30 protein-coding genes are annotated in these 25,523 nt (G+C 71.2%); 17 read left to right on the top strand and 13 right to left on the bottom strand.

Annotated elements, in window-relative coordinates:
- The first annotated feature begins 4 nt into the window (after nucleotides 1–4).
- The 4 genes from QSK39_RS16135 (at nucleotide 5) to QSK39_RS16120 (ending at nucleotide 6,039) form a co-directional block, all read left to right on the top strand.
- On the top strand, nucleotides 5–1,030 hold the full coding sequence (locus QSK39_RS16135; RefSeq protein WP_285478548.1) for an LLM class F420-dependent oxidoreductase: 1,026 nt from the start codon (nucleotides 5–7) through the stop codon (nucleotides 1,028–1,030).
- A 119-nt stretch (nucleotides 1,031–1,149) separates the two neighbouring features.
- The gene (locus tag QSK39_RS16130) at nucleotides 1,150–3,147 is read left to right on the top strand and encodes a neutral/alkaline ceramidase (RefSeq protein WP_285478547.1); all 1,998 of its coding nucleotides are present in this window, start codon (nucleotides 1,150–1,152) and stop codon (nucleotides 3,145–3,147) included.
- 176 nt (nucleotides 3,148–3,323) lie between these two features.
- Nucleotides 3,324–4,637, top strand: a complete 1,314-nt coding sequence (locus QSK39_RS16125; RefSeq protein ID WP_285478546.1) for an MFS transporter — start codon at nucleotides 3,324–3,326, stop codon at nucleotides 4,635–4,637.
- On the top strand, nucleotides 4,624–6,039 hold the full coding sequence (locus tag QSK39_RS16120; protein WP_285478545.1) for a pyridoxal phosphate-dependent decarboxylase family protein: 1,416 nt from the start codon (nucleotides 4,624–4,626) through the stop codon (nucleotides 6,037–6,039). The genes QSK39_RS16125 and QSK39_RS16120 overlap by 14 nt, the downstream gene beginning before the upstream one ends.
- A 62-nt stretch (nucleotides 6,040–6,101) precedes the next feature.
- Here QSK39_RS16120 and QSK39_RS16115 read toward each other — a convergent pair whose 3' ends face one another.
- From QSK39_RS16115 to QSK39_RS16095, 5 genes are all read right to left on the bottom strand, one after another.
- Nucleotides 6,102–6,806, bottom strand: a complete 705-nt coding sequence (locus tag QSK39_RS16115; RefSeq protein WP_285478544.1) for a TIGR02391 family protein — start codon at nucleotides 6,804–6,806, stop codon at nucleotides 6,102–6,104.
- Between the two features lie 168 nt (nucleotides 6,807–6,974).
- A complete protein-coding gene (locus tag QSK39_RS16110; RefSeq protein WP_285478543.1) occupies nucleotides 6,975–7,247 on the bottom strand; it encodes a DUF6295 family protein in 273 nt (90 codons plus the stop codon).
- 12 nt (nucleotides 7,248–7,259) lie between these two features.
- Complete coding sequence (locus QSK39_RS16105) at nucleotides 7,260–8,000, bottom strand: dienelactone hydrolase family protein (protein WP_285478542.1); 741 nt, start codon at nucleotides 7,998–8,000, stop codon at nucleotides 7,260–7,262.
- Nucleotides 7,997–9,691 carry an MFS transporter gene (locus QSK39_RS16100; protein ID WP_285478541.1) on the bottom strand — a complete coding sequence of 565 codons (1,695 nt, stop codon included), beginning with the start codon at nucleotides 9,689–9,691 and terminating at the stop codon, nucleotides 7,997–7,999. The genes QSK39_RS16105 and QSK39_RS16100 overlap by 4 nt, the downstream gene beginning before the upstream one ends.
- Entirely contained in the window at nucleotides 9,688–10,122 is a 435-nt protein-coding gene (locus QSK39_RS16095) for a MarR family winged helix-turn-helix transcriptional regulator (protein WP_285478540.1), read from the bottom strand. The genes QSK39_RS16100 and QSK39_RS16095 overlap by 4 nt, the downstream gene beginning before the upstream one ends.
- Before the next feature lie 149 nt (nucleotides 10,123–10,271).
- Here QSK39_RS16095 and QSK39_RS16090 point away from each other — a divergent pair, with 149 nt between their 5' ends.
- Nucleotides 10,272–10,568: a hypothetical protein gene (locus QSK39_RS16090; protein ID WP_285478539.1), complete on the top strand. Its 297-nt coding sequence runs from the start codon at nucleotides 10,272–10,274 to the stop codon at nucleotides 10,566–10,568.
- On the opposite strand, the gene QSK39_RS16085 is transcribed toward QSK39_RS16090, so the two are convergent.
- The 4 genes from QSK39_RS16085 to mrf are packed head-to-tail and all read right to left on the bottom strand — an operon-like array spanning nucleotide 10,565 to nucleotide 13,279.
- Nucleotides 10,565–11,620, bottom strand: a complete 1,056-nt coding sequence (locus QSK39_RS16085) for a GTP-binding protein (RefSeq protein WP_285478538.1) — start codon at nucleotides 11,618–11,620, stop codon at nucleotides 10,565–10,567. The genes QSK39_RS16090 and QSK39_RS16085 overlap by 4 nt on opposite strands.
- Entirely contained in the window at nucleotides 11,617–11,766 is a 150-nt protein-coding gene (rpmF, locus tag QSK39_RS16080) for a 50S ribosomal protein L32 (RefSeq protein ID WP_285478537.1), read from the bottom strand. The genes QSK39_RS16085 and rpmF overlap by 4 nt, the downstream gene beginning before the upstream one ends.
- Entirely contained in the window at nucleotides 11,766–12,020 is a 255-nt protein-coding gene (locus QSK39_RS16075; RefSeq protein ID WP_285478536.1) for a type B 50S ribosomal protein L31, read from the bottom strand. Before QSK39_RS16075 ends, rpmF begins: the two co-directional genes overlap by 1 nt.
- Complete coding sequence (mrf, locus tag QSK39_RS16070) at nucleotides 12,017–13,279, bottom strand: ribosome hibernation factor-recruiting GTPase MRF (RefSeq protein ID WP_285478535.1); 1,263 nt, start codon at nucleotides 13,277–13,279, stop codon at nucleotides 12,017–12,019. The genes QSK39_RS16075 and mrf overlap by 4 nt, the downstream gene beginning before the upstream one ends.
- 92 nt (nucleotides 13,280–13,371) lie before the next feature.
- Between mrf and rpmB the strand changes: the two genes are divergently transcribed.
- From rpmB to cobA, 7 genes are all read left to right on the top strand, one after another.
- Complete coding sequence (rpmB, locus tag QSK39_RS16065) at nucleotides 13,372–13,608, top strand: 50S ribosomal protein L28 (RefSeq protein WP_257918745.1); 237 nt, start codon at nucleotides 13,372–13,374, stop codon at nucleotides 13,606–13,608.
- Complete coding sequence (rpmG, locus tag QSK39_RS16060; RefSeq protein ID WP_003091682.1) at nucleotides 13,608–13,775, top strand: 50S ribosomal protein L33; 168 nt, start codon at nucleotides 13,608–13,610, stop codon at nucleotides 13,773–13,775. The genes rpmB and rpmG overlap by 1 nt, the downstream gene beginning before the upstream one ends.
- A complete protein-coding gene (gene rpsN, locus QSK39_RS16055; RefSeq protein WP_285478534.1) occupies nucleotides 13,775–14,080 on the top strand; it encodes a 30S ribosomal protein S14 in 306 nt (101 codons plus the stop codon). Before rpmG ends, rpsN begins: the two co-directional genes overlap by 1 nt.
- The gene (rpsR, locus tag QSK39_RS16050; protein ID WP_285478533.1) at nucleotides 14,077–14,331 is read left to right on the top strand and encodes a 30S ribosomal protein S18; all 255 of its coding nucleotides are present in this window, start codon (nucleotides 14,077–14,079) and stop codon (nucleotides 14,329–14,331) included. Before rpsN ends, rpsR begins: the two co-directional genes overlap by 4 nt.
- 88 nt (nucleotides 14,332–14,419) lie before the next feature.
- On the top strand, nucleotides 14,420–15,481 hold the full coding sequence (locus tag QSK39_RS16045; RefSeq protein WP_285478532.1) for an ATP-binding protein: 1,062 nt from the start codon (nucleotides 14,420–14,422) through the stop codon (nucleotides 15,479–15,481).
- Entirely contained in the window at nucleotides 15,478–17,310 is a 1,833-nt protein-coding gene (locus QSK39_RS16040) for a vWA domain-containing protein (RefSeq protein ID WP_285478531.1), read from the top strand. Before QSK39_RS16045 ends, QSK39_RS16040 begins: the two co-directional genes overlap by 4 nt.
- 102 nt (nucleotides 17,311–17,412) lie before the next feature.
- Nucleotides 17,413–18,639, top strand: a complete 1,227-nt coding sequence (cobA, locus tag QSK39_RS16035) for a uroporphyrinogen-III C-methyltransferase (RefSeq protein WP_285478529.1) — start codon at nucleotides 17,413–17,415, stop codon at nucleotides 18,637–18,639.
- Here cobA and QSK39_RS16030 read toward each other — a convergent pair.
- Together QSK39_RS16030 and QSK39_RS16025 are read right to left on the bottom strand one after the other, a co-directional pair.
- Nucleotides 18,627–19,154: a DEAD/DEAH box helicase family protein gene (locus QSK39_RS16030; protein WP_285478528.1), complete on the bottom strand. Its 528-nt coding sequence runs from the start codon at nucleotides 19,152–19,154 to the stop codon at nucleotides 18,627–18,629. The genes cobA and QSK39_RS16030 overlap by 13 nt on opposite strands.
- Nucleotides 19,155–19,158: 4 nt before the next feature.
- On the bottom strand, nucleotides 19,159–20,037 hold the full coding sequence (locus QSK39_RS16025; protein ID WP_285479916.1) for an alpha/beta fold hydrolase: 879 nt from the start codon (nucleotides 20,035–20,037) through the stop codon (nucleotides 19,159–19,161).
- Between the two features lie 135 nt (nucleotides 20,038–20,172).
- Here QSK39_RS16025 and QSK39_RS16020 point away from each other — a divergent pair, with 135 nt between their 5' ends.
- Nucleotides 20,173–21,015, top strand: coding sequence for a crotonase/enoyl-CoA hydratase family protein (locus QSK39_RS16020; RefSeq protein ID WP_285478527.1), 843 nt, complete (start codon nucleotides 20,173–20,175; stop codon nucleotides 21,013–21,015).
- Nucleotides 21,016–21,031: 16 nt separating this feature from the next.
- Nucleotides 21,032–22,741, top strand: a complete 1,710-nt coding sequence (locus tag QSK39_RS16015; protein WP_285478526.1) for an AMP-binding protein — start codon at nucleotides 21,032–21,034, stop codon at nucleotides 22,739–22,741.
- A 40-nt stretch (nucleotides 22,742–22,781) separates the two neighbouring features.
- On the opposite strand, the gene QSK39_RS16010 is transcribed toward QSK39_RS16015, so the two are convergent.
- Nucleotides 22,782–23,177, bottom strand: a complete 396-nt coding sequence (locus tag QSK39_RS16010) for a hypothetical protein (RefSeq protein WP_285478525.1) — start codon at nucleotides 23,175–23,177, stop codon at nucleotides 22,782–22,784.
- 34 nt (nucleotides 23,178–23,211) lie between these two features.
- A complete protein-coding gene (locus QSK39_RS16005) occupies nucleotides 23,212–23,721 on the bottom strand; it encodes a hypothetical protein (protein WP_285478524.1) in 510 nt (169 codons plus the stop codon).
- A 314-nt stretch (nucleotides 23,722–24,035) separates the two neighbouring features.
- On the opposite strand from QSK39_RS16005, the gene QSK39_RS16000 reads away from it, so the two are divergent.
- From QSK39_RS16000 to gcvH, 3 genes are all read left to right on the top strand, one after another.
- Entirely contained in the window at nucleotides 24,036–24,266 is a 231-nt protein-coding gene (locus tag QSK39_RS16000) for a hypothetical protein (protein ID WP_284750618.1), read from the top strand.
- 13 nt (nucleotides 24,267–24,279) lie between these two features.
- Nucleotides 24,280–24,900, top strand: coding sequence for a cardiolipin synthase ClsA (gene clsA / locus QSK39_RS15995; protein ID WP_285478522.1), 621 nt, complete (start codon nucleotides 24,280–24,282; stop codon nucleotides 24,898–24,900).
- Between the two features lie 100 nt (nucleotides 24,901–25,000).
- The gene (gene gcvH / locus QSK39_RS15990) at nucleotides 25,001–25,387 is read left to right on the top strand and encodes a glycine cleavage system protein GcvH (protein ID WP_284750620.1); all 387 of its coding nucleotides are present in this window, start codon (nucleotides 25,001–25,003) and stop codon (nucleotides 25,385–25,387) included.
- Nucleotides 25,388–25,523: the final 136 nt, after the last annotated feature.

Genomic DNA, 25,523 nt, shown 5'->3' with positions numbered 1-25,523 from the left:
ATTCGTGAAGCTGGGATTCCACGTCGGGTACTGGGGCAGCGGGCCCACCCCGGGTGCACTCGAAGCCGTGCTCAAGGCCGAGGAGCTCGGCTTCGACTCGGTGTGGACGGCGGAGGCGTACGGCTCGGACGCGTTCACGCCGCTGGCCTGGTACGGCGCGTCGACCAGCCGGATCCGGCTCGGGACGAACATCGTGCAGATGGCGGCGCGCACCCCGACGGCGACCGCGATGAGCGCGATGACCCTCGACCACCTCTCCGGCGGCCGGATGGTGCTCGGGCTCGGCGCGTCCGGCCCGCAGGTCGTCGAGGGCTGGTACGGCCAGCCGTACCCCAAGCCCCTCGCGCGGACCCGGGAGTACGTGGACATCGTCCGGCAGGTGATCGCCCGCGAAGCCCCGGTGACGCTGGACGGCCAGCACTTCCAGCTGCCTCTGAAGGGTGGGACCGGGCTCGGCAAGGCGCTGAAGCCGACGGTCCACCCGCTGCGCAAGGAGATCCCGATCCACCTGGCCGCGGAGGGTCCGAAGAACGTCGCCCTCTCCGCCGAGATCGGCGACGGCTGGCTGCCGCTGTTCTTCTCGCCCAAGAGCAACGCCTTCTACAAGGCCGCGCTGGAAGAGGGCTTCGCGCGGCCGGGCGCGCGGCACACCCTGGAGACGTTCGAGGTGCCCTGCTCGATCCCGGTGATCGTGCACGACGACGTCGAGGAGGCGGCTTCGTGGATCAAGCCGTCGCTGGCGCTCTACATCGGCGGGATGGGCGCGAAGAGCGTCAACTTCCACCACGACGTCTTCGCCCGGCTCGGCTACGAGGACGTCGCGGACAAGGTCCAGGAGCTGTACCTGGCGGGGCGCAAGGACGAGGCGACCGCCGCGATCCCGACGTCGCTGGTGGAGGACACGTCGCTGATCGGACCGGCGGCGAAGATCCGCGACGAGCTGCAGGCCTGGGAGGAAACGGTGGTCACCCAGCTGCTGCTGCGGGGGGACGCGGCGACGCTGACGAAGATCGCCGAAGCGCTCGGCTGACCCGCGAATCGACGGCGCCCGGGCGGCTTGACGGCACTTTTGTCGGGTTGCCGGGGTGGCGGGGCTCACGTACGGTCCCCGATTAACGCGAAAGTCGTTCACGTTAGTCGGGAGACCGTATGCGGGTGAGTCGTCGTACCGTCCTGGCCGGAGCCGCCGCGCTCCCGTTCGCCGCCGCCGTGGCCGGGCCCGCAACGGCCGCCTCCGCGCTCAAGGTCGGCGTCGGGATCGGCGACGTCACCGGGCCCGCCGCCGAGAACGGCATGATGGGCTACTCGATGCCGCAGCAGCAGACCGCCGGCATCCACCTGCGCACCCGGGCCCGCGCGTACGTCGTCGACGACGGGACCAAGCGGATCGTCTTCGTCACCGCCGAGCTGGGTGCCCTGTTCCAGTCCGTCCACCAAGGCGTCCTGCGTGAGCTGACCCGGAAGTACGGCGACCGCTACACCGAGCAGAACGTCCTGCTCAACGCCACCCACACGCACTCCGCGTGCGGCGGCGACTCGCACTACGCCGCCTACGACCTGTCGATCCTCGGCTTCCAGCAGCAGACCTACGACGCCGTCGTCGCCGGGATCGTCGACGCGGTCAGCCGGGCGCACGACGACCTCAAGCCCGGCGAGCTCACCCTCGGCCGCACCGAGCTGACCGAGGCCAGCGCCAACCGGTCCCGCGTCGCGTTCGAGCGCAACCCGGACAAGGACCACTTCCCGCTCTCGATCGACCCCGCCGTGACGGTGCTGCGGTTCCGCCAAGGCGGGAAGGACGTCGGCGCGATCACGTGGTTCGCCACGCACGGCACGTCGATGAGCAACGGCAACCACCTGATCAGCAGCGACAACAAGGGCTACGCCGCCTACACGTGGGAGCACGACCACGCCGGCGTCCGCTACCTCGACGGCCCGCCCGGCTTCGTCGCCGCGTTCGCGCAGACGAACTCCGGTGACATGACGCCGAACCTGAACCTGCAGCCGGGCACGCCGGAGACCGAGTTCGAGAACACCCGGCGCATCGGCGACCTCCAGTTCCAGGCGGCGAAACGCGCCTTCGACGCGGCGGCCGAGCCGGTCACCGGCGGCGTCGACCACCGCATGACCTACGTGGACATGTCCGCCGTCGACGTCGGCCCGGAGTTCACGCCGGACGGCCGCCCGCACCGCACCTGCACCGCCGCGATCGGCGTCTCGATGCTGGCCGGCAGCACTGAGGACGGCCCCGGCCTGCCGCTGCCCGAAGGCGTCAAGAACCCGTTCATCGACTGGCTCGGCGGCATCGACGCGCCGATCCCGCAGGCCCTCGCGGACGCGCAGGCGCCGAAGGTCGTCGCCGTGCCGTTCGGTGCGATGAAGCCGTATCCGTGGGCGCCGGAGGTGCTGCCGCTGCAGATCGTCCGGATCGGCCAGCTGCACCTGGTCGCCGGGCCCGCGGAGTACACGATCGTCGCCGGGCTGCGGATCCGGAAGACCGTCGCGGCGGCGCTGGGCGTGCCGCTGGAGAACGTCCTCGTGCAGGGCTACTCCAACGCCTACAGCCAGTACGTCACGACGCCGGAGGAGTACGACTCGCAGCAGTACGAAGGCGCGTCGACGCTCTTCGGCCGCTACACGCTGCCCGCGTACCAGCAGGAGTTCGGGAAGCTCGCCGCCGCGATGAAGGCCGGGACTTCGGTGCCCCACGGGCCGGTGCCGCGCGACCTGCGCGGCAAGCTGGTCAACTTCCAGCCGGGCGTCGTCTTCGACAGCGCACCGCTGCTGAAGAGCTTCGGGGACGTCGTCACCGACGCGAAGAGCAGCTACCGGCGCGGCGAGCAGGTGGCGGTGGCGTTCGTGACCGGGCACCCGAAGAACGACCTGCGGCGCGACGGCACGTTCCTGGAGATCCAGCAGTACGTGGACGGCCGCTGGGTGCGTTATGCCGACGACGGCGACTGGGCCACGAAGTTCCGGTGGACGCGGACGTTCGTGGCCGAGTCCCGGGCCGAGGTCACCTGGGACATCCCCGCGAACACGCCGGTCGGGAAGTACCGCGTCGTCCACTTCGGAGCGTGGAAGCACGGCCTCACCGGCGCCGTCGCCCAGCTCGGCGGGACCTCCCGCGCCTTCGTCGTCTCCTGACCCGGAGCGGACCCGCGTGCGGACCACGGCGGCTCGCGACGCGCCGAGGTCGGCCCGGTACTGCCGGCGCATTACGACGGTGGCACGATTCCCCCCGACCACTACCCGGTGCGGGCCGAGATCCACTACTGATCCCCTCAGTGTTGGATGTCGGAATCCGCTCTGCGAGGAGGACCATGACGACGCTGTCCGGCCGGACGCGGTTCAGGTATTCGCTCGGCTCGTTCGTCACCGGGTCCTTCGGCACGGTCCCCGGCCTGGTCCTGGTCAAGTACCTGACCGACACGATGGCCGTGCCGGCCGGGTGGGCCGCCGCGATCGTGTTCGTGCCCAAGGCCTGGGACGTGCTGTTCAACCCGGTCGCCGGGCGGATGTCCGACGCCGACCTGCTCAAGACCGGCAGCCGCCGCCGCTTCCTGCTCATCGGCGGCATCGGGGTGGCGATCCTGTTCGCCGCGATGTTCGCCCACCCCGGGTTCGGCACCCCGCTGCCGGACGCGCTGTACGTGGCGATCACGTTCGCCCTTTGCGCCACGGCGTACGCGCTGTTCCAGGTGCCGTTCAACGCGCTGCCCGCCGAGCTGACCGAGTCGGCGACCGAGCGGACGAAGCTCACCAGCGTCCGGATCGGCGTGCTGGCCGTGACGATCCTGATCTGCGGCGGCGGCGCCCCGGCGATCACCTCCGCGATCGAGGGCGTCGCCGGCTACCGCGTGATGGCCGTGGTGATCGGGCTGATCGTGCTGGCCGCGACGCTGCTGGTGTACTTCGGGCTCAAGGACGCGCCGGTCGGCTCGCTGCGGCCGAACACCGTGAACCTGAAGGAGCTCATCAGCACCCTCGCCGGCTGGCGGCCGTTCCGCTGGCTGCTGGGCACCTACTTCATCCAGGCGCTGGGCATCGGCACGGTGCTCGCCGCGATCCCGTTCTTCGCCCAGCGCATCCTCGGCGACGACGGCTACGGCACGATCCTGTTCGTCATCTTCGTCGGCCCGGCGCTGGTCACCATGCCGCTGTGGCCGCGGCTGGGCGACCGGGTCGGCAAGCTCAACGGCTTCCGCCTGGCGACGGCGACGTTCGCGATCGGCCTGCTCGGCCTGGTGTTCGCCCAGGAGATCCCGCTGTTCGTGTCGTTCGTGTTCGTGGCGCTGTGCGGCGTTGGATACGCGGGGATCTCGGTGTTCCCGCTGGCGATCCTGCCCGACCTGATCACCGCCGAAGAGGAGCGCACGGGGGAGACCCGGGCGGGGATCGCGGCCGGCGTGTGGACCGCGGGGGAGACGCTCGGGCTGGCCTTCGGCGGCGGGCTGTGGGCGCTCATCCTCGCGTTCGGCGGGTACGTGTCCAGCACGGACGCGACGACCGCCCAGCCGCACAGCGCGATCGTGGCGATCCTGATCGGGGCGTCGATCATCCCCGGCGTGCTGATCGCGCTGGCGCTGCCGCTGCTGCGGCGCAAGGTCCTGGAGCCCCGCCATGAACCCGCCTGAGGACGTCCTCGCGGCGCTGCGGGACCTGCGCGCGGGTGACCTGCCGACGCACGGCGGCCGGACCCTGGCGTACGTCTACGACAGCGGACTGTCCGAAGTGGACACCCTCGGGGCCGCCGCGCACGCGCTGGCGTCGTCGGCCAACGGCCTCGACCCGACGGCGTTCCCCAGCCTGCTGCGGATGGAGAACGACCTCGTCGCCGCGGCTTCCGCGCTGCTCGGCTCAGTGCCGGGTGTGGTCGGCTCGGTGACTTCCGGCGGCACGGAGTCGTGCCTGCTGGCCGTGCTGGCCGCCCGGGACGCGCACCCTTCGATCACGGCGCCGTCCATCGTGCTGCCGACCACCGCGCACGCGGCGTTCCACAAGGCGGCGCACCTGTTCGGGCTGCGGCGGATCGACGTCCCGGTCGACCCGGTGACGTTCCGCGCCGACCCGGCCGCGATGGCGGCGGCGATCGACGACTCGACGGTGCTGGTGGTGGCGAGCGCGCCGTCGTACGCGCACGGCGTGCTCGACCCGATTCCCGAGATCGCCGCGGCGGCGTCGGCACGCGGAGTCCGGATGCACGTCGACGCCTGCATCGGCGGCTGGGTGCTGCCGTACTTCGCCCGCCTCGGCGCCGACGTCGCGCCGTTCGACTTCCGCGTGCCGGGCGTCACGAGCATTTCGGTGGACCTGCACAAGTACGCGTACTGCCCGAAGGGCACGTCGGTGCTGTTGCACGCGTCGGCGGAGCTGCGGCGCTCGCACTACTTCGCGAGCGCGGCCTGGCCGGGCTACACGATGCTGAACACGACGATCCAGAGCACCCGTTCGGGCGGTCCGCTGGCGGGCGCGTGGGCGGTGGTTCGCCACCTCGGCGAGGACGGCTACCTCCGCCTGGCGACGTCCACGCGGGAAGCGGTTTCCCGGATCCGGGCCGGCATCGGGGAACTGCCGGGTCTGCGCGTGCTCGGCGACCCGGTGTCGACGCTGATCGCGTTCACCGGCGACGACGGCTTCGACCTGTTCACGGTGGCGGACGAGATGAAGGCGCGCGGCTGGTACGTCCAGCCGCAGTTCGCGTTCGAAGCGTCCCCGGTGAACCTGCACCTGACGGTGACGGCGGCCAACCACGGCACCGAGAAGGAGTTCCTGGCGGACCTGGCGGCTTCCCTGGACGCCGCGCGCGCCTCGGGCCCGGTGGTCGTCGACCCGGCGGTGGCGGAGTTCGTCGAGGCCCTGGACCCCGCGACGCTGACGTCGGAACAGTTCGCGGGCTTGCTGGCCGCGGCCGGCCTCGGCGGCGCTTCGGGACTGCCGGACCGGATGGCCCCGATCAACGCGCTCCTCGCAACGGCACCGGCGCCGTTGCGGGAGCGTCTGCTGCTCGAGTTCCTGGGCGCGCTCTACACGCCCTGACGGTTCGCTTCAAGAGCCACTGAGGCGATGAGTCGCAGTCCGATGGCTTGACCCAGCGCGGATCAGGTGTCGACCTCGTCGAGCGAGCACTCGTCAACCAGCCGACAGTACAGGCTCATTGCGGCAAGGCGTTCGAGAGCAGCTTGCTCACTGAGTTCTGAGAGGTCGTGGGTTGCTGGATTTCGAATGCACTGGAAGACGCCGGCGCTGAACCCTCGGAGGCCGGCCTGCATGCTTTTGAATTCCTCGTACTCGGGGGCGCCACTCCATCGAAGACGTGGCTTTCTCGCCTCTGGTGGCTTCTCGGAGAAGAGTTCTGCAGCGAGCTTGTAGTCGGATATATCACGGCGGCCGGCTCTGTCTTGTAGATGCGCGTTGATGCTCGTGGCAGCCGCCTGGACGGCTTCGCGATAGTGGCGTGTCTCCCAAAGACTGCGAGCCGCGTCCCACACCCAAGGGTGAAATTCACCTGCAGCCAACTGAGGTCCAGGCATACCGAGGTTGGCTTCAATCTCTTCGGCTTCGTTCAGTAATGCGAGGCTTTGGATTGTCAGGGTAAAGGCTTGGTCATGGGCGCTCTGGACGAACTGATAGTCTCGGTAATCCGGGTTGACCCGCTTCATGATCGCTTTTGCGGCAGGCTCGAGCCTGATGACCTCTTCGTAGGCGTCTTGGTCAAAGCCTTGGCTACTTCGAAGCATGGACTGGTAGTGCCGCACAGCACTGAGGTAGGTCTCCAGGCGCTCTCGGGACCATTTCTTGTTCACGCGACGAGCGTAGCAAGCTGCTTCACAGGGTGAGTGATCGTGAGCGCAATACTGAAAGGTCTCGCAATAAATCGGGCTCGACCCTGGACGCTGATGAGAAGCGTCGGCTCGGCCGGACGGGGTGACAGCCGTAATCTGCCCGGTCCGGCCGAGTCGAACAATCGAATCTCACTGGTCGCGGGAAGCCAACCCCGCCGGGGCGGACTTGACGGCCGCGTGGATCGCGTCCGCCAAGGCCAGCGCGTCCTCCTCGGTGAGCTCCAGCGCGACGCGGGCCGAAGCGCCCAGCCCCGGGTTGCGGAAGTCGATGTTCACGGTGTGCCCGTACGGTGCGTGGACCGGGTGGTCCACGTACACCGTGCCCTCATTCAGGCGGAACCAGCCGCGGGCGCCCTTGCCGCTGCCTTCGAGCGCGAACTTCTCGGTCAGGTAAGTGCACATGAGCGGGTCCTCTCAGGCCGTGAGCGTGCGGGAGTAGAAGTCGAAGATGCGTTCCCAGCCGTCCTTCGCGGCTTCCGGCCGGTAGCTGGGGCGGTCGACGGCGAAGAACGAGTGGCCGGCGTCCGCGTACGTGTGGAACTCGTGCTCCTTGCCCAGCTTCTCCAGCTCGGCCGCCAGGACCGCGACCTCGTCCGGGCCGGGGAACTTGTCGTCGGCGCCGAAGAGGCCCAGCAGCGGGCACGACAGCTGCGGCGCCAGGCCGAGCAGCGGCTTCATCTGCTTCATGGCCTCCGGCGGCTCGGCGACGACGAACGCGCCGTAGCAGTCGACCGCCGCGTCGAGGTCGAGCGAACAGCCGGACAGGAACGCCTGGCGGCCGCCCGAGCAGTGCCCGATGACGCCGATCCGGCCGTTCGCGTTCTCGAGGGCGCGAAGGTAGTCCGCCGCGCCGGAGACGTCGCCGACCAGCCGGTCGTCCGGGACACCGCCGGCCGCGCGGACCGTGGCGGCCGCGTCGTCCGGGTCCGCGCCGGGCGCTTCGCGCGTGTACAGGTTGGGGCAGAGCGCGTTGTAGCCCTCGACGGCGAAGCGGCGCACCATCTCCTTCGTCGCCGCGTCGTAGCCGGGCATGTGGTGGATCACCACGACGCCGCCGCGCGGGGTCGCGTCGGTCGGCTTGGCCAGGTAGGCCTCGAGCTCGTCACCGCCGTGGCCGGTGATGGTGACGGTCCCGGCGACGATCTCGTCGGTCATCGGTTCTCCTTCGATCCCTCGGGGGTGTGGAAGTAACGCGCGCCGCGCGAAGCGGAAGCCACCGCGGCGACGACGGCCATCACCGCGGCCGCCGTGAACACGACCACCAGGCCGTGGTGGAACGGGCCGGAGACCAGCTGCGGGAAGAACTCCCCGCCGGTCAGGGCCGAGCGGTCGGCCGGGGAGAGCCCGGCCAGGACGTCCGGGCCGAGCAGGTGCCCGACCGGGTTGCTGCCGAGGAACGCCGCGAACAGCGTGCTCACCGGCGGCAGCTGGGCGACGCCGTCGGCGACGGACGCCGGGACGCCGTGCGCCTGCAACCCGCTGGTCAGCGTCTGCGGCAGCGAGGAAGCCAGCCCGGCGATCATCAGCGAGAAGAACACACCGATCGACAGCGACGTCCCGGAGTTCTGGAACGTCGCCCGCATCCCGGAGGCCACCCCGCGCTGCTCGGTCGGCACGCTGCTCATGATCGCCGAGGTGTTGGGCGCGGAGAACATGCCCTGGCCGATCCCACTGACCACGAGCAGCGCCGCGAACGCCGGGTAGGGGAAGTCCACCGGCAGTGCCAGGAGCCCGAGGAACGCCGCCGCGACCAGCAGCAGCCCGCCGGTGGAGAACAGCCGCGCCCCGAACCGGTCGGACAGGTAGCCCGACACCGGCCCCGCGAGCAGGAACCCGACGGTCAGCGGCAGCATGTAGATGCCCGCCCACAACGGCGTCCGCTCGTAGTCGAAGCCGTGCAGGGGCAGCCAGATCCCCTGCAGCCAGATGATGAGCATGAACTGCATGCCACCACGGGCGACCGACGTCAGCAGGGCGGCGATGTTGCCCGCGGCGAACGCGCGGATCTTGAACAGGCTCAGCTGGAACATCGGCGCCGCGACCCGCGTCTCGATGAGGCCGAACAGCAGGAGCAGCAGCACGCCGGCCCCGATCCCGCCGAGCACCCACGGGCTGCCCCAGCCGGTCGCGGCGCCGCCGTAGGGCTGGATGCCGTAGGTGATCGCGGCCAGCAACAACGCGGTCCCTGCGGCGAAGGTGATGTTGCCGCCCCAGTCGACCTTCGCGCGCTTCGGCGTGCCGACCTCGCGGAGGCTGCGGATCGACCAGATCGTGCCGAGCAGCCCGAACGGGACGCTGACCCAGAACACCGCGCGCCAGTCGATCTCGGCCAGCAGCCCGCCGACGACCAGGCCGAGGAACTGCCCGGCCAGCGCGGTGATCTGGTTGACGCCGAGCGCCATCCCGCGTTGCTCGGTGGGGAAGGCGTCGGTGAGGATGGCGGCCGAGTTCGCGGTCAGCATCGACCCGCCGACGGCCTGCACGATCCGCCAGCCGATCAGCCACAGCGCGCCGCCGCCGGCGTGGAACGGGTCGAACGACAGCGCCACCGACGCGACGCTGAACACGACGAAGCCGAGGTTGTACATCTTGACCCGGCCGAACATGTCGCCGAGCCGCCCGAGCGTGACCACCAGCACGGCCTGCACCAGCAGGTAGCCGAGGATCATCCAGAGCAGGTAGCCGATGTTGCCCGGGGCCAGGGGGTCGAGGCCGATGCCGCGGAAGATCGCCGGCAGCGAGATGATGACGATCGAGCCGTCGAGCGCGGACATCAGCACGCCGAGCGTGGTGTTGGAGAGCGCGACCCACTTGTAGCGGCTGCTCGTGGTCTGCGTCGCGGTCACAGCTCGTCCGCCAGCCGCTCGATCAGCGGGATGGCGGCGACGAGGTCCCGCTGCTCGGCCGCCGTGAACTTCTCGGCCAGCGCGGTCGCCATCTTCCGGGTGGTCTCCGACCGGCGGTCGGTGAGCAGCTGGACGCCGGCGCCGGTGACCGACATGAGCACCTTGCGGCCGTCGGAGTCGTCCTTGCGCCGCTCGACGAGCCCGCGGTCGACGAGCCCGGCGAGCGTGACGCCCATGGCCTGCGGTTTGACGCGCTCGAGGTCGGCCAGACACCCGGGCGTGGCCGGGCCTTCCCGGTCGAGCCGGGAGAGCACCGACCGTTCGGGCAGGGTCAGTTCGCCGACGACGTAGCCCTGCCGCAGCCGCCGGACCAGCCTGCCGAGGGCGACGCGCAGATCGGCGCTCGCCTGGAGGAGTTCCTCGTCCGTCACATTCGTCAACCTAGACTGATAAATCTGGGTTGATCAACTCGGACGGACCGGCCGCTATCGGGTGAGCCGGGAGCTTTCGCCCGGCCCGCGGCGGTCACCGGGTGTTAGCGTCCGAAGTGGACACACGCCCGCACCGAGAGGAAGAGCCGATGACGATCGCGCACGTCGAGCACGCCGGTCACGACCACGTCCACCGCGAGGGGTGCGGCCACGCCGCGGTCCCGCACGGCGACCACGTCGACTACGTGCACGAGGGCCACCTGCACCGGGCGCACGACGGGCACTTCGACGAGTGCGAGATGACCGGCCACGTGCCGCACACCGGGCACGACCACACCCACGGCGAGGGCTGCGGCCACGTGGCGGTGCCCCACGGCGAGCACGTCGACTACGTGCACGACGGCCACCGCCACGCGGCCCACGAGGACCACTACGACGACCACTAGTGGACGTGGACCTCGTCCCACTCCGGGAACGGGTCCGGCCCGGTTGCCTCGCCGAGGCAGCCACGTAATGCGTCCAGCAGTGCGTCTCCGGCGAGGTCGACGCCGATGAACACCAGCTCCTGCCGCGGCTCGTCGGCCACCCCCTGGGGCTCGAACCGTGCCACCGCCCCCGCCTGCGACCACAGCCCGGTCACCCCGGGCCGGGACGCCAGCGCGAAGAACCCCTTGGACCGCAACACCGTCCCGAACTCGCCGGAGTCCAGCCGCCGCGTCACGAAGTCCCACAGGCGCTCCGGATCGAACGCGCGTGAGGCGCGGAAGACCACGCTCGAGATGCCGTACTCCTCGGTCTCCGGCACGTGGTCGCCGTTCAGCTCGGCCACCCAGCCGGGCGCCTCCTGCGCGCGCACGACGTCGTACCGGCCGGTGCCGAAGACCCGGTCGAGGGGTACCTCCCCGAAGCTGCCCGTGACGACGTCCGCCGCCGGGTTGAGCCGCCGCAGCGTCGCCACCAGGCGGTCCACCTCGGGCCCGGAGACCAGGTCGGTCTTGTTCAGCAGCAGGACGTCGGCGAACTCGACCTGGTCCACGAGGAGGTCGCTGACCGTCCGCTCGTCGTTCTCGTACTGGTCCAGCCGGCGCTCCACGAGGGAGTCGCCGGCGGCGAGTTCGCGGGCGAAGTTCGCCGCGTCCACCACCGTCACCATCGTGTCGAGGTGGGCGACCGAGTCCAGGAACGTGAACGTCGCCGCCACCGGCATCGGCTCGGAGATCCCGCTCGACTCGATCAGCACGTGGTCGAACCGGCCCTCGGCGCAGAGCCGGGACACCTCCTCCAGGAGGTCTTCCCGCAGGGTGCAGCAGATGCACCCGTTGGTCAGCTCGACGAGACGCTCCTGCGAGCGCACGAGGGCCGCGTCGATGTTGACCTCGCTCATGTCGTTGACGATCACCGCCACCCGCATCCCCGACGAGGTGGCGAGGATGCGGTTGAGCAGTGTCGTCTTGCCGGCGCCGAGGAAGCCGGACAGCACCGTGACCGGGACGGTCACGAGTGGAAGTGCCGCATCAGCCGGCGCGGGACCAGCTGAACTTCGCCGTCGACCTTGATCGGGACCAGGTCCGGGACCGCGGTCTTCCACTGGGACCGCCGGGCGCGGGTGTTGCTGCGCGACTTCTTGCGCTTCGGGACGGCCATCAGCGCGTCCCCCGCTTCCCGTAGCGGCGGTGGAACTTCTCGACCTGCCCGGCGCTGTCCATGATGCGCTGGGTGCCGGTCCAGAACGGGTGCGACCACGAGCTGATGTCGACCACGACGAGCGGGTAGGTCTGCCCGTCGGTCCACTCGATGGTCTTTTCGGACGTGATGGTGGAACGGGTCAGGAACGCGTCACCGGTGGACGAGTCCTTGAACACCACGGGGTGGTAGTCGGGGTGGATGCCTGTCTTCACTGGTCTTCCTTTCGGTTCGCCGCGGTCGCGTCGTGGCGCGCCGGGTCGGTTTCGGTGTCCTCGCACGGCTCTTCGTGCCAGTCCCCGAACGGGTCGGGGTAGTGCTGCCACACCTCCGGGCCGGCGGCCAGTTCTTCTTCAGTGAGTAGAGCGCCGCGGAGGGCCGCGTCGATCTCGTCGGGCGTTGTCTGGTCCGTCACCACGACGAGCTCCTGCGCCCGGTCGCCGTGCACCGGGTCCCAGCGCAGGGACGCCAGCGTGCGGCGCTCGGGGGAGACGTCCGTCCACTCCGGACCGCCCGGCGCCGCGAGCCACGGCCCGGCGTGGCCGATGCCGAGCCCGCCGCCGGCCGACTCGATCCAGAACGCGACGTCCGGCTGGCTGGCCACCCAGGCCCTCCCGCGGGTCCGGACGACGCCGTCGAGCAGGACGTCGAGCGCGTCGTGGAGGCGTTCGGGGTGGAACGGCCGCTGCGCGGTGAACGTGACCAGGCCGATGCCGCAGTCGACGTGCACCGGCGGCTGGCCGCGCAGCAGCGCGCCGTGCATGTCGGTGACCTCGCCGCGGCGCGCGTCCTTCGGCACGGCGTCGAGCACGCTGTGCCCGTCGATCCGCGACAGCTCCACGCGGGGGACCGACGGCGCGACGCGGTCGAGGACCGCGGACGCCTTCGCGGCGGTCCACGCGTCGCCGGCCGCGCCGGCCAGCACGAGGACGTCGGCGAACTCGGCCTGCGACAGCGCGACCTGCGCGACCGTGCGCTCGTCCTCCGGGCTGGCCTGCAGGTTCCGCTCGGCGAGGACGTCGTCGCCGGTCGCGTCGGCGAGGAAGGTCGCGCAGTCCACGACGGTGAGCACCGCGCGCAGGTCGACGTCGTCGCTCACCGGGTGGTCGCCGACCAGGACGTTCCGGATCGCCCAGCTGACCGGCTCCGGCTCCATGGCCTCGTCGAGCCGGACGACGATCCGGCGCACCTGCGGCATCCGCGCCAGGTGGCGCAGCAGCGGGAGCAGGTCCTCGCGCAGGGTGCACGACACGCAGCCGTGGGCCAGTTCGAGGACGGTCAGCTGGTCGCGCTGCTCCAGCCGCAGCCGGCGGCGGACGACGCCGGAGTGGATCTCACGCAGGTCGTGGTGGACGACGGCGGTGCCGGGCTCGGCGACCCGCAGCAACTCGGCGAGCGTGGCGTTCGGTCCCGGCGCGAGGCCGCTCACGAGAACCAGCGGGATGCGGGGGTCAGGGGTCTGCTCGGGGGTCACGGCGGCTCCAGGAATACGGGCGGGGTACGGTGCGTAGAGTAGATGAAAACGACAATCACATTCAACCACGCACTATCAACTCGGGAGGGTCCGTGTCCGCCGTGTGCCAGGTCACCGGCCGCAAGCCGGGCTACGGCAAGCAGGTCTCGCACTCGCATCGCCGCACGTCCCGGCGGTGGGAGCCGAACCTGCAGAACCGTCGCTACTTCGTGCCCAGTGAAGGGCGCTGGGTGCGGCTGCGCGTCTCCGCCAAGGGCATGAAGACGATCGACAAGCGCGGCATCGAGGCCGTCGTGGCCGAACTGAAGGCAAGGGGAGTGAAGCTGTAATGGCGAAGAGCACCGACGTCCGCCCGATCATCAAGCTGCGGTCCACCGCGGGCACGGGCTACACGTACGTCACGAAGAAGAACCGGCGGAACGACCCGGACCGGATGGTCCTGCGCAAGTACGACCCGGTCGCGCGCAAGCACGTCGAGTTCAAGGAAGAGCGCTGATGGCCAAGAAGTCCAAGATCGCGAAGAACGAGCAGCGGAAGGTGATCGCGGCGCGGTACGTCGAACGCCGTCGCGCGCTCAAGGCCGTCATCGCCTCGCCGTCGTCGTCTCCGGAGGAGAAGGGCGAAGCGGTCGTCGCGCTGCAGAAGCTGCCGCGCGACGCGAGCCCGACGCGCATCCGCAACCGCGACACCGCCGACGGGCGCCCGCGCGGGTACCTGCGCAAGTTCGGGCTGTCGCGGGTGAAGATGCGCCAGGCCGCGCACAACGGCGAGCTGCCCGGCGTCGCGAAGTCGAGCTGGTGAGCCGGATGCCGAAGCCGACCCGCGACCGTCCCGGCAAGCGCAAGGTGAACCTGTTGCACGCCAACCGGATCACCCACGTCGACTGGAAGGACGTCGACCTGCTGCGGAAGTTCATCTCCGACCGCGGCAAGATCCGCGCCCGTCGCGTCACGGGATTGACGCCGCAGCAACAGAAACAGGTCGCCACGGCGATCAAGAACGCGCGCGAGATGGCCCTGCTGCCGTACCCGGCATCGGGGCGCGCGAGCTAAATCGGATGCGGCCGCCGGGCGGGCGCGCGATCATGGGTGCACGAAAGGGGGCGTCGCAGCAGGATGTCCTGACTCAGGAGGTCCACGCTTGCACGCCCAGCTCACGGTCACGCCCGCCCAGCTGCCCGAAGTCCTGCTGAACACCGCCGTCGTCCGGCCGGTGTTCCTCTGGGGCGCGCCCGGCATCGGGAAGTCTTCCCTGGTAAGGGAATTCGCGGCATCGCTGGGTCTCGAGTGCGTCTCGCTGCTCGGGACCCAGCTCGCGCCGGAAGACCTCATCGGCGTCCCGCAGATCGTCGACGGCCGCAGCCGGTTCTGCCCGCCCGAGCAGATCGCGCGCGACGAGCCGTACTGCCTGTTCCTCGACGAGCTGAACGCCGCCGCGCCCGACGTCCAGAAGGCGTTCTACTCGCTCATCCTCGACCGCCGGATCGGGTCGTACGAGCTGCCGGCGGGTTCGGTCGTGATCGGCGCCGGCAACCGCGCCACCGACCAGGCGCTCGCCCGCCCGATGGCGTCCGCGCTGGTCAACCGCCTGGTGCACGTCCACCTGCGGGCCGCGGCGGGCGACTGGCTCGCGTGGGCGGCCGGGCACGGCATCCACCCGTGGGTGGTCGAGTACCTGACCCAGCGGCCGGACCACCTGTGGAGCCCGCCGCCCAAGACCGAAGAGCCGTTCTCGACGCCGCGGTCCTGGCACATGCTCTCGGACCTCCTGCATTCCTACGGCGACCCGGCCGGCGACGAGACGATCGCCCTGCTCGCGTACGCCACGCTCACGCCGGCGCACGCGGGTGCCTTCCGCGCGTACCTCAAGGTGGCGCGGCACGCGTTCGACCTGGAGGCGATCCTCAAGGGCGACGCGCGCTGGCCCGCCGAGCCGGGCGACCGCGACCTGCTGTACTTCCTCGCCGAGACGTTCCGCGCCCGGCTGGTCAAGGACCTGCCCGCGGACAAGCGGCACGCGTCGGCGGCCGTCCGCCAGTTCGCCTTCCGCGCCAAGGGCCTGCTCGTCGAGCTGGCCGAAATCTCCCTGGAGATGGCGCAGCTGGTCATCGCCGACGACGAGGCCGGTCACCCGCGGCTGCCGTCGTGGTTCCTGGTCGAAGCGGCCCGCGACCTGCCGCGGCTGGTCGCGGCGCGGGGATGAACGCCAAGGCGGAGGTCAAGCGCCGCGAGCGCCGGGCCAAGGCGATCGAGGACGGCTGGGCCCAGGTCCGCTCGCACACCGTCCTCGAGCACCTCGCCCGGGGCGCGAGCCTGAGCACCGAGAGTGTCGGCGGCTGGGGCGTCGTCAACGATCGCGGGTCCATCACCCCCAATCGCACGCGCGACGCCGAGCCGGGCGAATGGGCGTGGGTGTTCGCGCACCTGCTGCTGCACCTCGGCCTCGGCCACCTCGACGCCGAGCCGGTCCTCGACGAGGCCTACAGCGCCGCCTGTTGCGTGTCCGTGCACCGGTTCGCCGAGGCGGTCCGGGTCGGCACGCCCGTCCTGGAGCCGCCGGACCTGCCGGGCACCGACGAAGAGGCGCTGACTCGCGCGTGGCGCGAGACGGGCGTGCCGGAGCCGTTCAAGGCCCTCGGGACCGGTGGCGCGCGGCCGTGCCTGGCGCTCGCGCCGCCGCTGTCGCGCTGGCAGCTGGCCTACCGCGGGAAGCCGGAGCCGTGGACCGAGCGCTTCGCCCGCGGGCTGATCGCCTCGGCGACCGACGCGATGGAACGCGCCGCGGACGCGCGCGGGCAGACCCGGCACCACCGGGCGATGGGGGAGTGGGACCGCGCGCTGGCGTGGTTCGTCTCGTCGTTCCCGCTGCTCGGCGCGGTCGCCGCCGGGTTCACCCTGGTCGTGGACGCCGAGGTCGTCCGCGCCTGGGACATCTCGCTGGCGGCGGTCGACGCCGAACACGGCGAGATCTACGTCAACCCGGGCGCCGCGCTGACCGCCGAAGAGTGGCGGTTCGTGCTGGCGCACGAGATGCTGCACGCCGCGTTGCGGCACGACCGCCGCGCGCACGGCCGCGACCCGTACCTCTGGAACGTCGCCTGCGACTACGTCATCAACGGCTGGCTGATCTCGATGGGCGTCGGCGAGCTGCCCGACGGCAGCCTGCACGACCAGCAGCTCACCGGCATGTCCGCGGAGTCGGTGTACGACACGCTGACCACCGACATCCGGCGAGCGCGGAAGTTGATGACTCTGGGCGGCCGCGCCGCCGGTGACGTCCTGGGCGACTGGCTGTCCGAACCCGACGCGGCGCACCGCCGGTCGTCCCAGCGCCGGCCGCGGCCGTGGGACGACCGTGTCGGCGGCGTCGACCTCGACGAGTTCTACCGCCGCGCGCTCACCCAGGGCCTCGAGTACCACCACGCGCGCGGCCGCGGGCTGCTGCCGCTCGGGCTGGAGCAGGAGATCCGGGCCTTGGACCACCCGCCGCTGCCCTGGGACGCCCAGCTCGCGCGCTGGTTCGACGAGCACGTCCGGGCGGAGCTGCCGGTGCGCAGCTATGCCCGAGCGTCACGCCGCCAGTCGGCGACGCCGGACATCCCGCGGCCGGGTCGCGTGCGCCCGGAGCACCTCGACCGGCGCGCCACCTTCGGCGTCGTGCTCGACACGTCCGGCTCGATGAACGCGGAGCTGCTGGGCAAGGCACTGGGCGCGATCGCGTCGTACGCGCTGGCCCGCGACGTCCCGGCGGCGCGGGTGGTCTTCTGCGACGCGGTCGCCTACGACGCCGGGTACCTCGCGGTGGAGGACATCGCCGGCCGCGTCAAGGTGCGGGGTCGCGGAGGCACGATCCTGCAGCCGGGCGTCGACCTGCTGCAGCGCGCCGACGACTTTCCGGCCGACGGCCCGATCCTGATCATCACGGACGCTCAGTGCGATCACGTCCGGCCCCGTCGCGAGCACGCGTACCTGGTGCCGAGGGGCGCTCGGCTGCCGTTCGTGGCGCGCGGACCGGTGTTCCGCGTGGCGTGACCCACGCTGGGCTGGCGCACGGGTGAACCGTCAATAAACCTCCGCCTTCCTCCCCTCCACCACCCTCAACGGAGGCGCTTCGCGCCGCTGTATCTTCCCTGCATGGACGACCCGCACTACCTCTCCGGCCTCCAGCTGACCGGCCGCCGCGTCGTGCTGTTCGGCGGCGGCTCGGTCGCTCAGCGGCGGCTGCCCCGGCTGATCAGCGCGGGTGCCCGCGTCGAACTGGTGTCGCCGCACACGACGCCGTCGGTGCAGGGGATGGTGGACGCGGGCGAGCTGGTCTGGCACGAACGCCGCTACGCCGCCGGTGACCTTCGCGATGCTTGGTACGCGCTGGCCTGCACCGACGACCCCGCGGTGAACGCGGAGATCTGCGCCGAGGCCGAGCGCGAGCGGGTCTTCTGCGTCCGCGCCGACGAAGGCGAGTCGGGGTCCGCGGTGACCCCGGCGTCCGGCCGCCACGGGGGCCTCCTGTTCGGCGTCCTCTCCGGCGGCGAGCCGCTGCGCTCGGCCGCGGTCCGCGACTCGATGCTCGACGGCCTGCACAACGGCACGATCGAGGACGGCCGTCAGCCGCACCCGGAGGGCAGCCTGCCCGGCGTCGCGCTGGTCGGCGGGGGCCCGGGCGACCCGGAGCTGATCACGGTCCGCGGCCGCCGGCTGCTCTCGCGGGCGGACGTCGTGGTGGTCGACCGGCTGGCGCCGCGCGAGCTGCTCGACGAGCTGGCGCCGGAGGTCGAGATCGTCGACGCGGCGAAGATCCCGTACGGCCGCGCGGCCAGCCAGGACGTCATCAACCGCACGCTGATCGAGCGGGCCAAGGAGGGCAAGTTCGTCGTCCGCCTCAAGGGCGGTGACCCGTACCTGTTCGGCCGCGGCTTCGAAGAGGTGCTGGCCTGCGCCGAGGCGGGCGTCCCGGTGACGATGGTCCCGGGCATCACGAGCGCGTTCGCGGTCCCGGCGGTGGCGGACGTCCCGGTGACCCACCGCGGCGTCGCGCACGAGGTGGTGGTGGTCTCCGGCCACGTCGCCCCGGGCGACGACCGGTCCCTGGTCGACTGGGACCTGCTGGCGCGGATGCGCGGGACGATCGTGCTGATGATGGGGGTCGAGCGCCTCCCGCAGTTCGCAAAGGCCCTGCTGGACGGCGGCCGCCCGTCCGACACCCCGGTGGCGATCATCGAGGACGGCACGATGCGCACCCAGCGAACCCTGCGGTCCACTTTGGACACGGTGGTGACGGACGCGACGGCCTCGGGCGTCCGCCCCCCGGCGATCATCGTGATCGGCCCGGTGGCCGGCCTGGCCCCGGTTCAGTCCTCGTAGCGGCCGGCGGCGAGGACCGCGTCGGCGACTTCGGGCAGCGGCGCTCGGCCGTCGATGATCTTCGCGCCGAGTCGCCGGTAAGCGGGCTCGGCGCCGGCATTGGCTCCGACCGCCGCCGCCAGTTCCTCCGGGTGCTTGCCGAAGGCGTTGCCGGTGCGGGACGCGAGCCGCTCCCGGAGCGTGTCTTCGTCGATCACCAAGCAGATCACGACGTCGAAGAGGTGCCGCACCTCTTCTTCGTTCTCGGCGGATCCGCACAGGAAGGCGACCTCGTCGCGGGCCGTCGCGGCGAGTGCCTCGACCTTCGCGCGGTCGCTCCGCCACCCGAAGTGATCGAGCCAGCCCGCCGGCACCGGATAGGGGGGATCGGTGACGACCTCACCGCTCGTCCGGTCCACGAAGTGGCTGTAGCCCTCCCAGTCCGCGTCGACCGCGAGCTCTCCCCGGCTCTTCAAGAGCTCGCAGACCGCCGACTTGCCGGCGCCCGAATTGCCGGTCAGCCACACCACCGGCACCGGTTCAGTCCTCGTAACAGCTCGCCGCGAAGTCCCGGATCGCGTCCGACAGGCGGGTCGGGTCCAGCCTCAGCTCGACCGGGCTGCGGGCCTGGACGAACTCCGCCTCCGGCATGTCCACCGCCAACGTGTCCGCGTCGCCGAACGGGTGGATCGGGTCGCCCTGGTGGCCGATCACCAGTGCCCGCGTCGTGATCTTGCGGCGGACCGACTTCGGGGGCGCGATCCGGCCGAACAGGACCCCGTGCAGCAGCGCCGCCATCGGGGCCGGCCGCTGGGACAGCGTGTCCGTGACGACGTCGACCCACTGGTTGCCGTGCGGGACGAGGGACGCCGCCAGCGCCACCGCCTGGACCGTCACCGGCAGGAACCGGGCCGCCATCAGCAGCGGGGCGAACGTGAACAGCCCGGCGACGATCGCGTTGTCCAGCACCGGCATCTCGACGATCAGCCCGCGCGCCCGCGAAGGCGCCGACACCGCCACCTCCAGCGAGACGTTCGCCCCGAGCGACGTCCCGCCGATCACCGCCGAGGAAACCTCGAGGTGGTCGAGCAGGGCCAGCGTCTGCTCGGCGAACGAGGGCATCGAGTAGAGCCACGACTCGGTCGGCCGGTCGGAGTCGCCGTGGCCGAGGAGGTCGAGCGTGACCACCCGGAACCCGGCGCGGGCCAGCCGGCGCGCGAGCGGGGCGTGCATCCGGCGGGTCAGCATGATGCCGTGCGTCAGCACCACGACCTTGTCGCCGCTGCCGAACTCGGTGTACCAGAGCCGGTGGCCCTCGTGGTCGAACGAGCCGGTCAGCTCGATCGGGCGGGACTCGCGCCGGGCGGGCGCAGCCGGCGGCTCCGGTTCGATCAGGGTCGCGCTGCCGGCCGGGCTCATCTCCCACCGTCCTCCCCGCGTCGTGGTCACCTACGTCCAGGAAAACATCCCATGACCACGTTGGCACAGTGACCATGGCATCAATTGACATCGTGCCAATGGCGGCTCGTCGCGGGCATGGGTCAAGATGACCCCATGACCGCTACTGCTGACAGTCTGCCCGACCTCGTCTCCCTCAAGGTCGACGTCGACGGCCCCGTGGCCGAAGTGACGCTCCTCGGCCCGTCGAAGGGCAACGCGATGGGGCCGGACTTCTGGCGCGAGCTGCCGCTGGTCTTCCGCGCGCTGGACGCCGACCCGCAGGTCAGGGCCGTGGTGCTGACCGGCAGCGGCAAGCACTTCTCCTACGGTCTCGACCTGCCGGCCATGATGGGCGACTGGGCGCCGATGCTCGGCGGGGACAACCTGGCCGGGCCGCGGACGGCGTTCCTCGACCAGGTCAAGTCGCTGCAGGCGGCGGTCAGCTCGATCGCGGAATGCCGCAAACCGGTCATCGCGGCCGTTTCGGGCTGGTGCATCGGCGGCGGGGTCGACGTCGTCGCCGCCGCGGACATCCGGCTGGCCAGCGCCGACGCGAAGTTCAGCGTCCGCGAGGTGCGCGTCGCCATCGTGGCCGACCTGGGCAGCCTCCAGCGGCTCGCGAGCATCGTTGGCGAAGGCCACCTGCGCGAGCTCGCCCTGACCGGCAAGGACATCGACGCCGCGCGCGCCGAGAAGATCGGCCTCGTCAACGATGTCCACGCCGACCAGGACGCCCTGCTGAAGGCCGCGCGCGAACTCGCCGGGGAGATCGCTGCGAACCCGCCGCTCGTGGTGCAGGGTACGAAGCAGGTACTGGCGACGAACACCGAGCGCCAGGTCGCCGACGGCCTCCGGTACGTCGCGGCGTGGAACTCGGCGTTCCTGCCCAGCAAGGACCTCGGCGAGGCGGTCCAGGCGTTCATGGAGCGCCGGAAGCCGGAGTTCACGGGCGAATAGAGCAGGAGGCAGCAGGGTGAGCAACGGCGCTTCGGAAGTCCACCACGCGTTCCGCGTGGCGCGGGACTACCTGCAGACCCACCGCGAGGACTACGACACGGCCTACCGCGCCTTCGCCTGGCCGGAGTTCGACGAGTTCAACTGGGCGATCGACTGGTTCGACGTCGTCGCGCACGACCCGGACAACGCCGAGCGGTTCGCCCTGTGGATCGTCGAGGAGGACGGCACCGAGAACCAGTGGACCTACCCGGAGCTGTCCGGCCGGTCCAACCAGGTGGCGAACTGGCTGCGGAGCCTCGGCGTCCGCCGCGGCGACCGGCTGATCCTCATGCTGGGCAACCAGGGCGAGCTGTGGGAGACGATCCTCGCCGCGATCAAGCTCGGCGCCGTGATCATCCCGGCGTCCACCCTGCTCGGGCCGGCCGACCTGACCGACCGCGTGGAGCGGGGCGCGGCCAAGCACGTCGTGGTCCGGTCGGTGGACGCGGAGAAGTTCGCCGGCATCGAGGGCGAGTACACGCGGATCGCGGTGGGGGAGCCGGTCGAGGGCTGGCAGCCGTACTCGAACGCGTTCGCCCAGTCGCCCGAGTTCGCCCCGGACGGCCCGACGAAGGCCGGCGACCCGCTGCTGCTCTACTTCACCTCCGGCACGACGGCGAAGCCGAAACTGGTGCAGCACACGCACGTTTCGTACCCGGTGGGTCATCTGTCCACGATGTACTGGATCGGGCTGGAGCCCGGTGACGTCCACCTGAACATCTCCTCGCCCGGCTGGGCGAAGCACGCGTGGAGCAACTTCTTCGCCCCGTTCAACGCCGAGGCGACGGTGTTCCTCTACAACTACAACCGGTTCGACGCCAACGCGCTGATGGCCCAGATGGACCGGTGCGGCGTCACGAGCTTCTGCGCGCCGCCGACGGTGTGGCGGATGCTGATCCAAGCGGACCTGACGGCGCTGAAGACCCCGCCGAAGAAGGTCGTCGGGGCAGGGGAGCCGCTCAACCCCGAGGTGATCGAGCAGGTCCAGAAGTCGTGGGGCGTCACGATCCGCGACGGCTTCGGCCAGACCGAGAGCAGCGTCCAGATCGCGAACACGCCCGGCCAGGACGTCGTGCCCGGCTCGATGGGCCGCCCGCTGCCCGGGTTCGTGGTGGCACTGGTCGACCCGGTCAGCGGCGAACGGGCGTCGGAGGGCGAGATCTGCCTCGACCTGGAGTACCGCCCGGTGGGCCTGATGACGGGCTACGCCGGCGACGACGAGCGCACGTCGGCGGCCTTCGGCGGCGGCTTCTACCACACCGGTGACGTCGGTTCGGTCGACGACCGCGGCTACATCACCTACGTCGGGCGCACGGACGACGTGTTCAAGGCGTCGGACTACCGGATCTCGCCGTTCGAGCTGGAGAGCGTCCTGATCGAGCACGAGGCGGTCGCCGAGGCGGCGGTCGTCCCGGCCCCGGACCCGATCCGGCTCGCGGTGCCGAAGGCGTACGTCGTGCTGGCCGCCGGCCACGAGCCGACCGCGGACACGGCGAAGGCGATCCTCGCGTACTGCCGGGAGAACTTGGCGCCATACAAGCGGATCCGGCGGATCGAGTTCGCGGAGCTGCCCAAGACGATCTCCGGCAAGATCCGCCGGGTCGAGCTGCGCGGCCGCGAGAACGATCCGGCCCGCGGCGCCGGCACGGAGTTCCGCGAAGAGGACTTCCCGGACCTCAAGTCCTGACGCGAGCGCCCCGAGGTCGATCGGCCTCGGGGCGGCTCCGTCAGCTCCGGGTGCCCTCGACCTGACGGCCGTCCTCGGTCGAGCACGCCGTCACCGGGTCGTTCGGGCCGCTGCCGCACGTCCACTCGTCGAGGACGACCGGGCCCGGGCCGTCGGCGGAGGCCGCCTCGGCCGGCGTCAGCTTGGCGAAGTAGTCCTTCAGCAGCTTCGTCGCCGCGGCGCAGTCGACCTGGCCGTGTGCGACGACCGCCGTCTTCGCGCCGCCCGAGCCGGTGAGGTCGCCGCAGGGCACGCCCGGCGCCGTCGACTCGGCCGCCGCGGCCGCGGCCGGCACGGGAGCGGAAGCGGACGGCGCGGCGGGCGCCGGGTCGCCGCCGCAGCCGGCCAGCACGGCGGAGGCGGCGACGAGCAGCAGGGGGTAGGCGAGTGTCTTCATGGGCCCTTCAGGAACGGATACGGATCGGGGGAGGTCACTCGGACGGCACGACGGCGGCGAACACCGTCTGCTCGCCCTTCGTGCAGGTGGTGCCGCCTTGCGCGGCGGGTGGCCCGGACGTGCACAGCCAGCCGTCGACGGTCTCGTTCACCGCGTCGTTCGAGCCGGCGCCCTGGCGGCCGGCGATCTTGCGGTGGAAGTCGCCGACGAGCTTCGTCGCCGCGACGCAGGTGACGCCGGCCGACCCGCTGTCGAAGACGTAGAGCGTCAGCCCGCTGGCGGCGGTCACGGTGCCGCACGACCCGGGCACCGACGGCGGCGCGCCGGACGGCTTCGTCACCGGCGCGGGCACCGGCGAGCTGCCGTCGGCGGGCGGCGGGGGCGGCGTGCCGGTGGTCGCCGGCGCGGACGACGAGGTCGGCGGGGGAGCCGTCGACGGCGGTGCCTGGGCGGCCTGCTCGGCCGAGCAGGCCGCGAGCACGGGCACGGCGAGGCAGGCGGCGAGCAGCGGCCGCCACATCCTCGTGGTGGTCGGGTGGTGCACCGCGATCGTTCCTCCCCGGTCAGGCTGGCCCGGTCATTCTGGCCCATCCGGGCCGGGGCCCCGTGAACCGACTCGCCCACAGGTGTGCGGCAGATTACTCCAGCCGGGTGGCGGGCCGATCCGGTGGCCGTCACCAGACCGTCCACAATGGACAATTAACATTCCGTTCACGCTCCGAAACCTCACGCTGCCATCAAGAATCGATCGGTCTAATTCCGGCCGCGCCGGTTAACATCCCGGCCCCGGGAGCCGAAGATCTTGGTGGAGGCCGAAGAGCTTCCCGTCCCCCGACCCTCCCCGAGCCCGTGAGAGCGATGAACGCCGACGCTGTGACCAGCCCCGAAACCAGCACCGACGAGACCACCGGCCCGGCCGGCCCGCCGACCGTCCCCAGCAGCGTCGTCTGGTGCTGCGGACGCCCCTACGTCCTCGAGGCGCGCCCCGGCCGCGCCCGCTGGATGGGCACCGACCTCCGCGGCCGCCCCGAGGCGCTGAGCAGCGCCGAACTGCAGCGACGCGGCTGGAGCAGCCGCCGCGCGAGCTGACTACGCTGAGCGGGTGAGCACCGCCGCACCCGAACCCGCCGCTCCGGCGAGCGCCGCCGAGCCGTCCCTGCTGAGGCAGGCCCTCAACGTCCCCAACATGCTGTCGCTGCTGCGGCTCGCCGGTGTGCCGGTGTTCCTGTGGCTGCTGCTGGGGCCGGAAGAGGACGGCTGGGCGCTCGCGCTGCTGGTCTTCAGCGCGCTGACCGACTGGCTCGACGGCAAGCTGGCCCGCTGGCTCAACCAGATGTCCCGGCTGGGCCAGCTGCTCGACCCGGCGGCCGACCGGCTCTACATCCTCGCGACGCTCATCGCGTTCCTGGTCCGCGGCATCATCCCGTGGTGGGTCGTGGTGCCGCTGGTGCTGCGCGAGGCCGTCCTCGGCGTCTGCGTGCTGACCCTGCGCCGCCGCGGCTTCGCCCCGCCGGAGGTGACCTACCTCGGCAAGGGCGCGACCTTCGTGCTGATGTACGCCTTCCCGTTCCTGCTGCTCGCGCAGGGTGGCTCGGACGTCGCCGCGGTCGCCCGGCCGATCGGCTACGCCTTCACCATCTGGGGCGGGGTCCTCTACGTCTGGTCCGGCGTCCTCTACGTCGTGCAGGCGCGTAACGCGCTGCGCGGCGCCGGCGACGACTGAGCGCGACATTTTGCCCGGGCCGGGCCCGGCGCTGGGCCGTGTGGGTGTAAGACTTCGCCCAGCACGTTTTCGCCAGTGAGGGCATGAAAGGGGACCGGCGGTGTCCGCTCCTGAAGAGCTTCGCTACACCGAGGAACACGAGTGGGTGGCCACCCGCGGCGAGGACACCCTCGTCCGCATCGGCATCACCGAGTACGCGCAGGACCAGCTCGGCGACGTCGTGTTCGTCGACCTGCCGGAGGTCGGCCGCCAGGTGAGCGCGGGCGACGTCTTCGGCGAGGTCGAGTCGACGAAGAGCGTGTCCGAGCTGTTCGCGCCGGTCGACGGCGAGGTCGTCTCGATCAACGACGCCGTCGCCGAGTCGCCGGAGCTGATCAACAGCGACCCCTACGGCGAGGGCTGGCTGATCGAGATCCGGCTCGACGACCCGGCGGGGCTCGAAGCCCTGCTGGAAGCCGAGGCGTACGACGCCCTGACCAAGGGCTGAGCTCCACTCCGGGCCGCCCGGACCGGCACTGCGCCGGTTCGGGGAGCCGGGGCTCGGAGAATCGATCAGGCACGGTACGTTGGCAGCTACACGTTCTTGAGTACTAGGCAACACAGCATGTGTGGAGGAGAGCTCA

This window comes from Amycolatopsis sp. NBRC 101858 (assembly GCF_030269325.1).
GTDB classification, from domain to species: Bacteria; Actinomycetota; Actinomycetes; order Mycobacteriales; family Pseudonocardiaceae; genus Amycolatopsis; species Amycolatopsis ponsaeliensis.
Note: the sequence above shows the minus strand (reverse complement) of the source record. Positions and strands in the feature narration are given on the sequence as shown.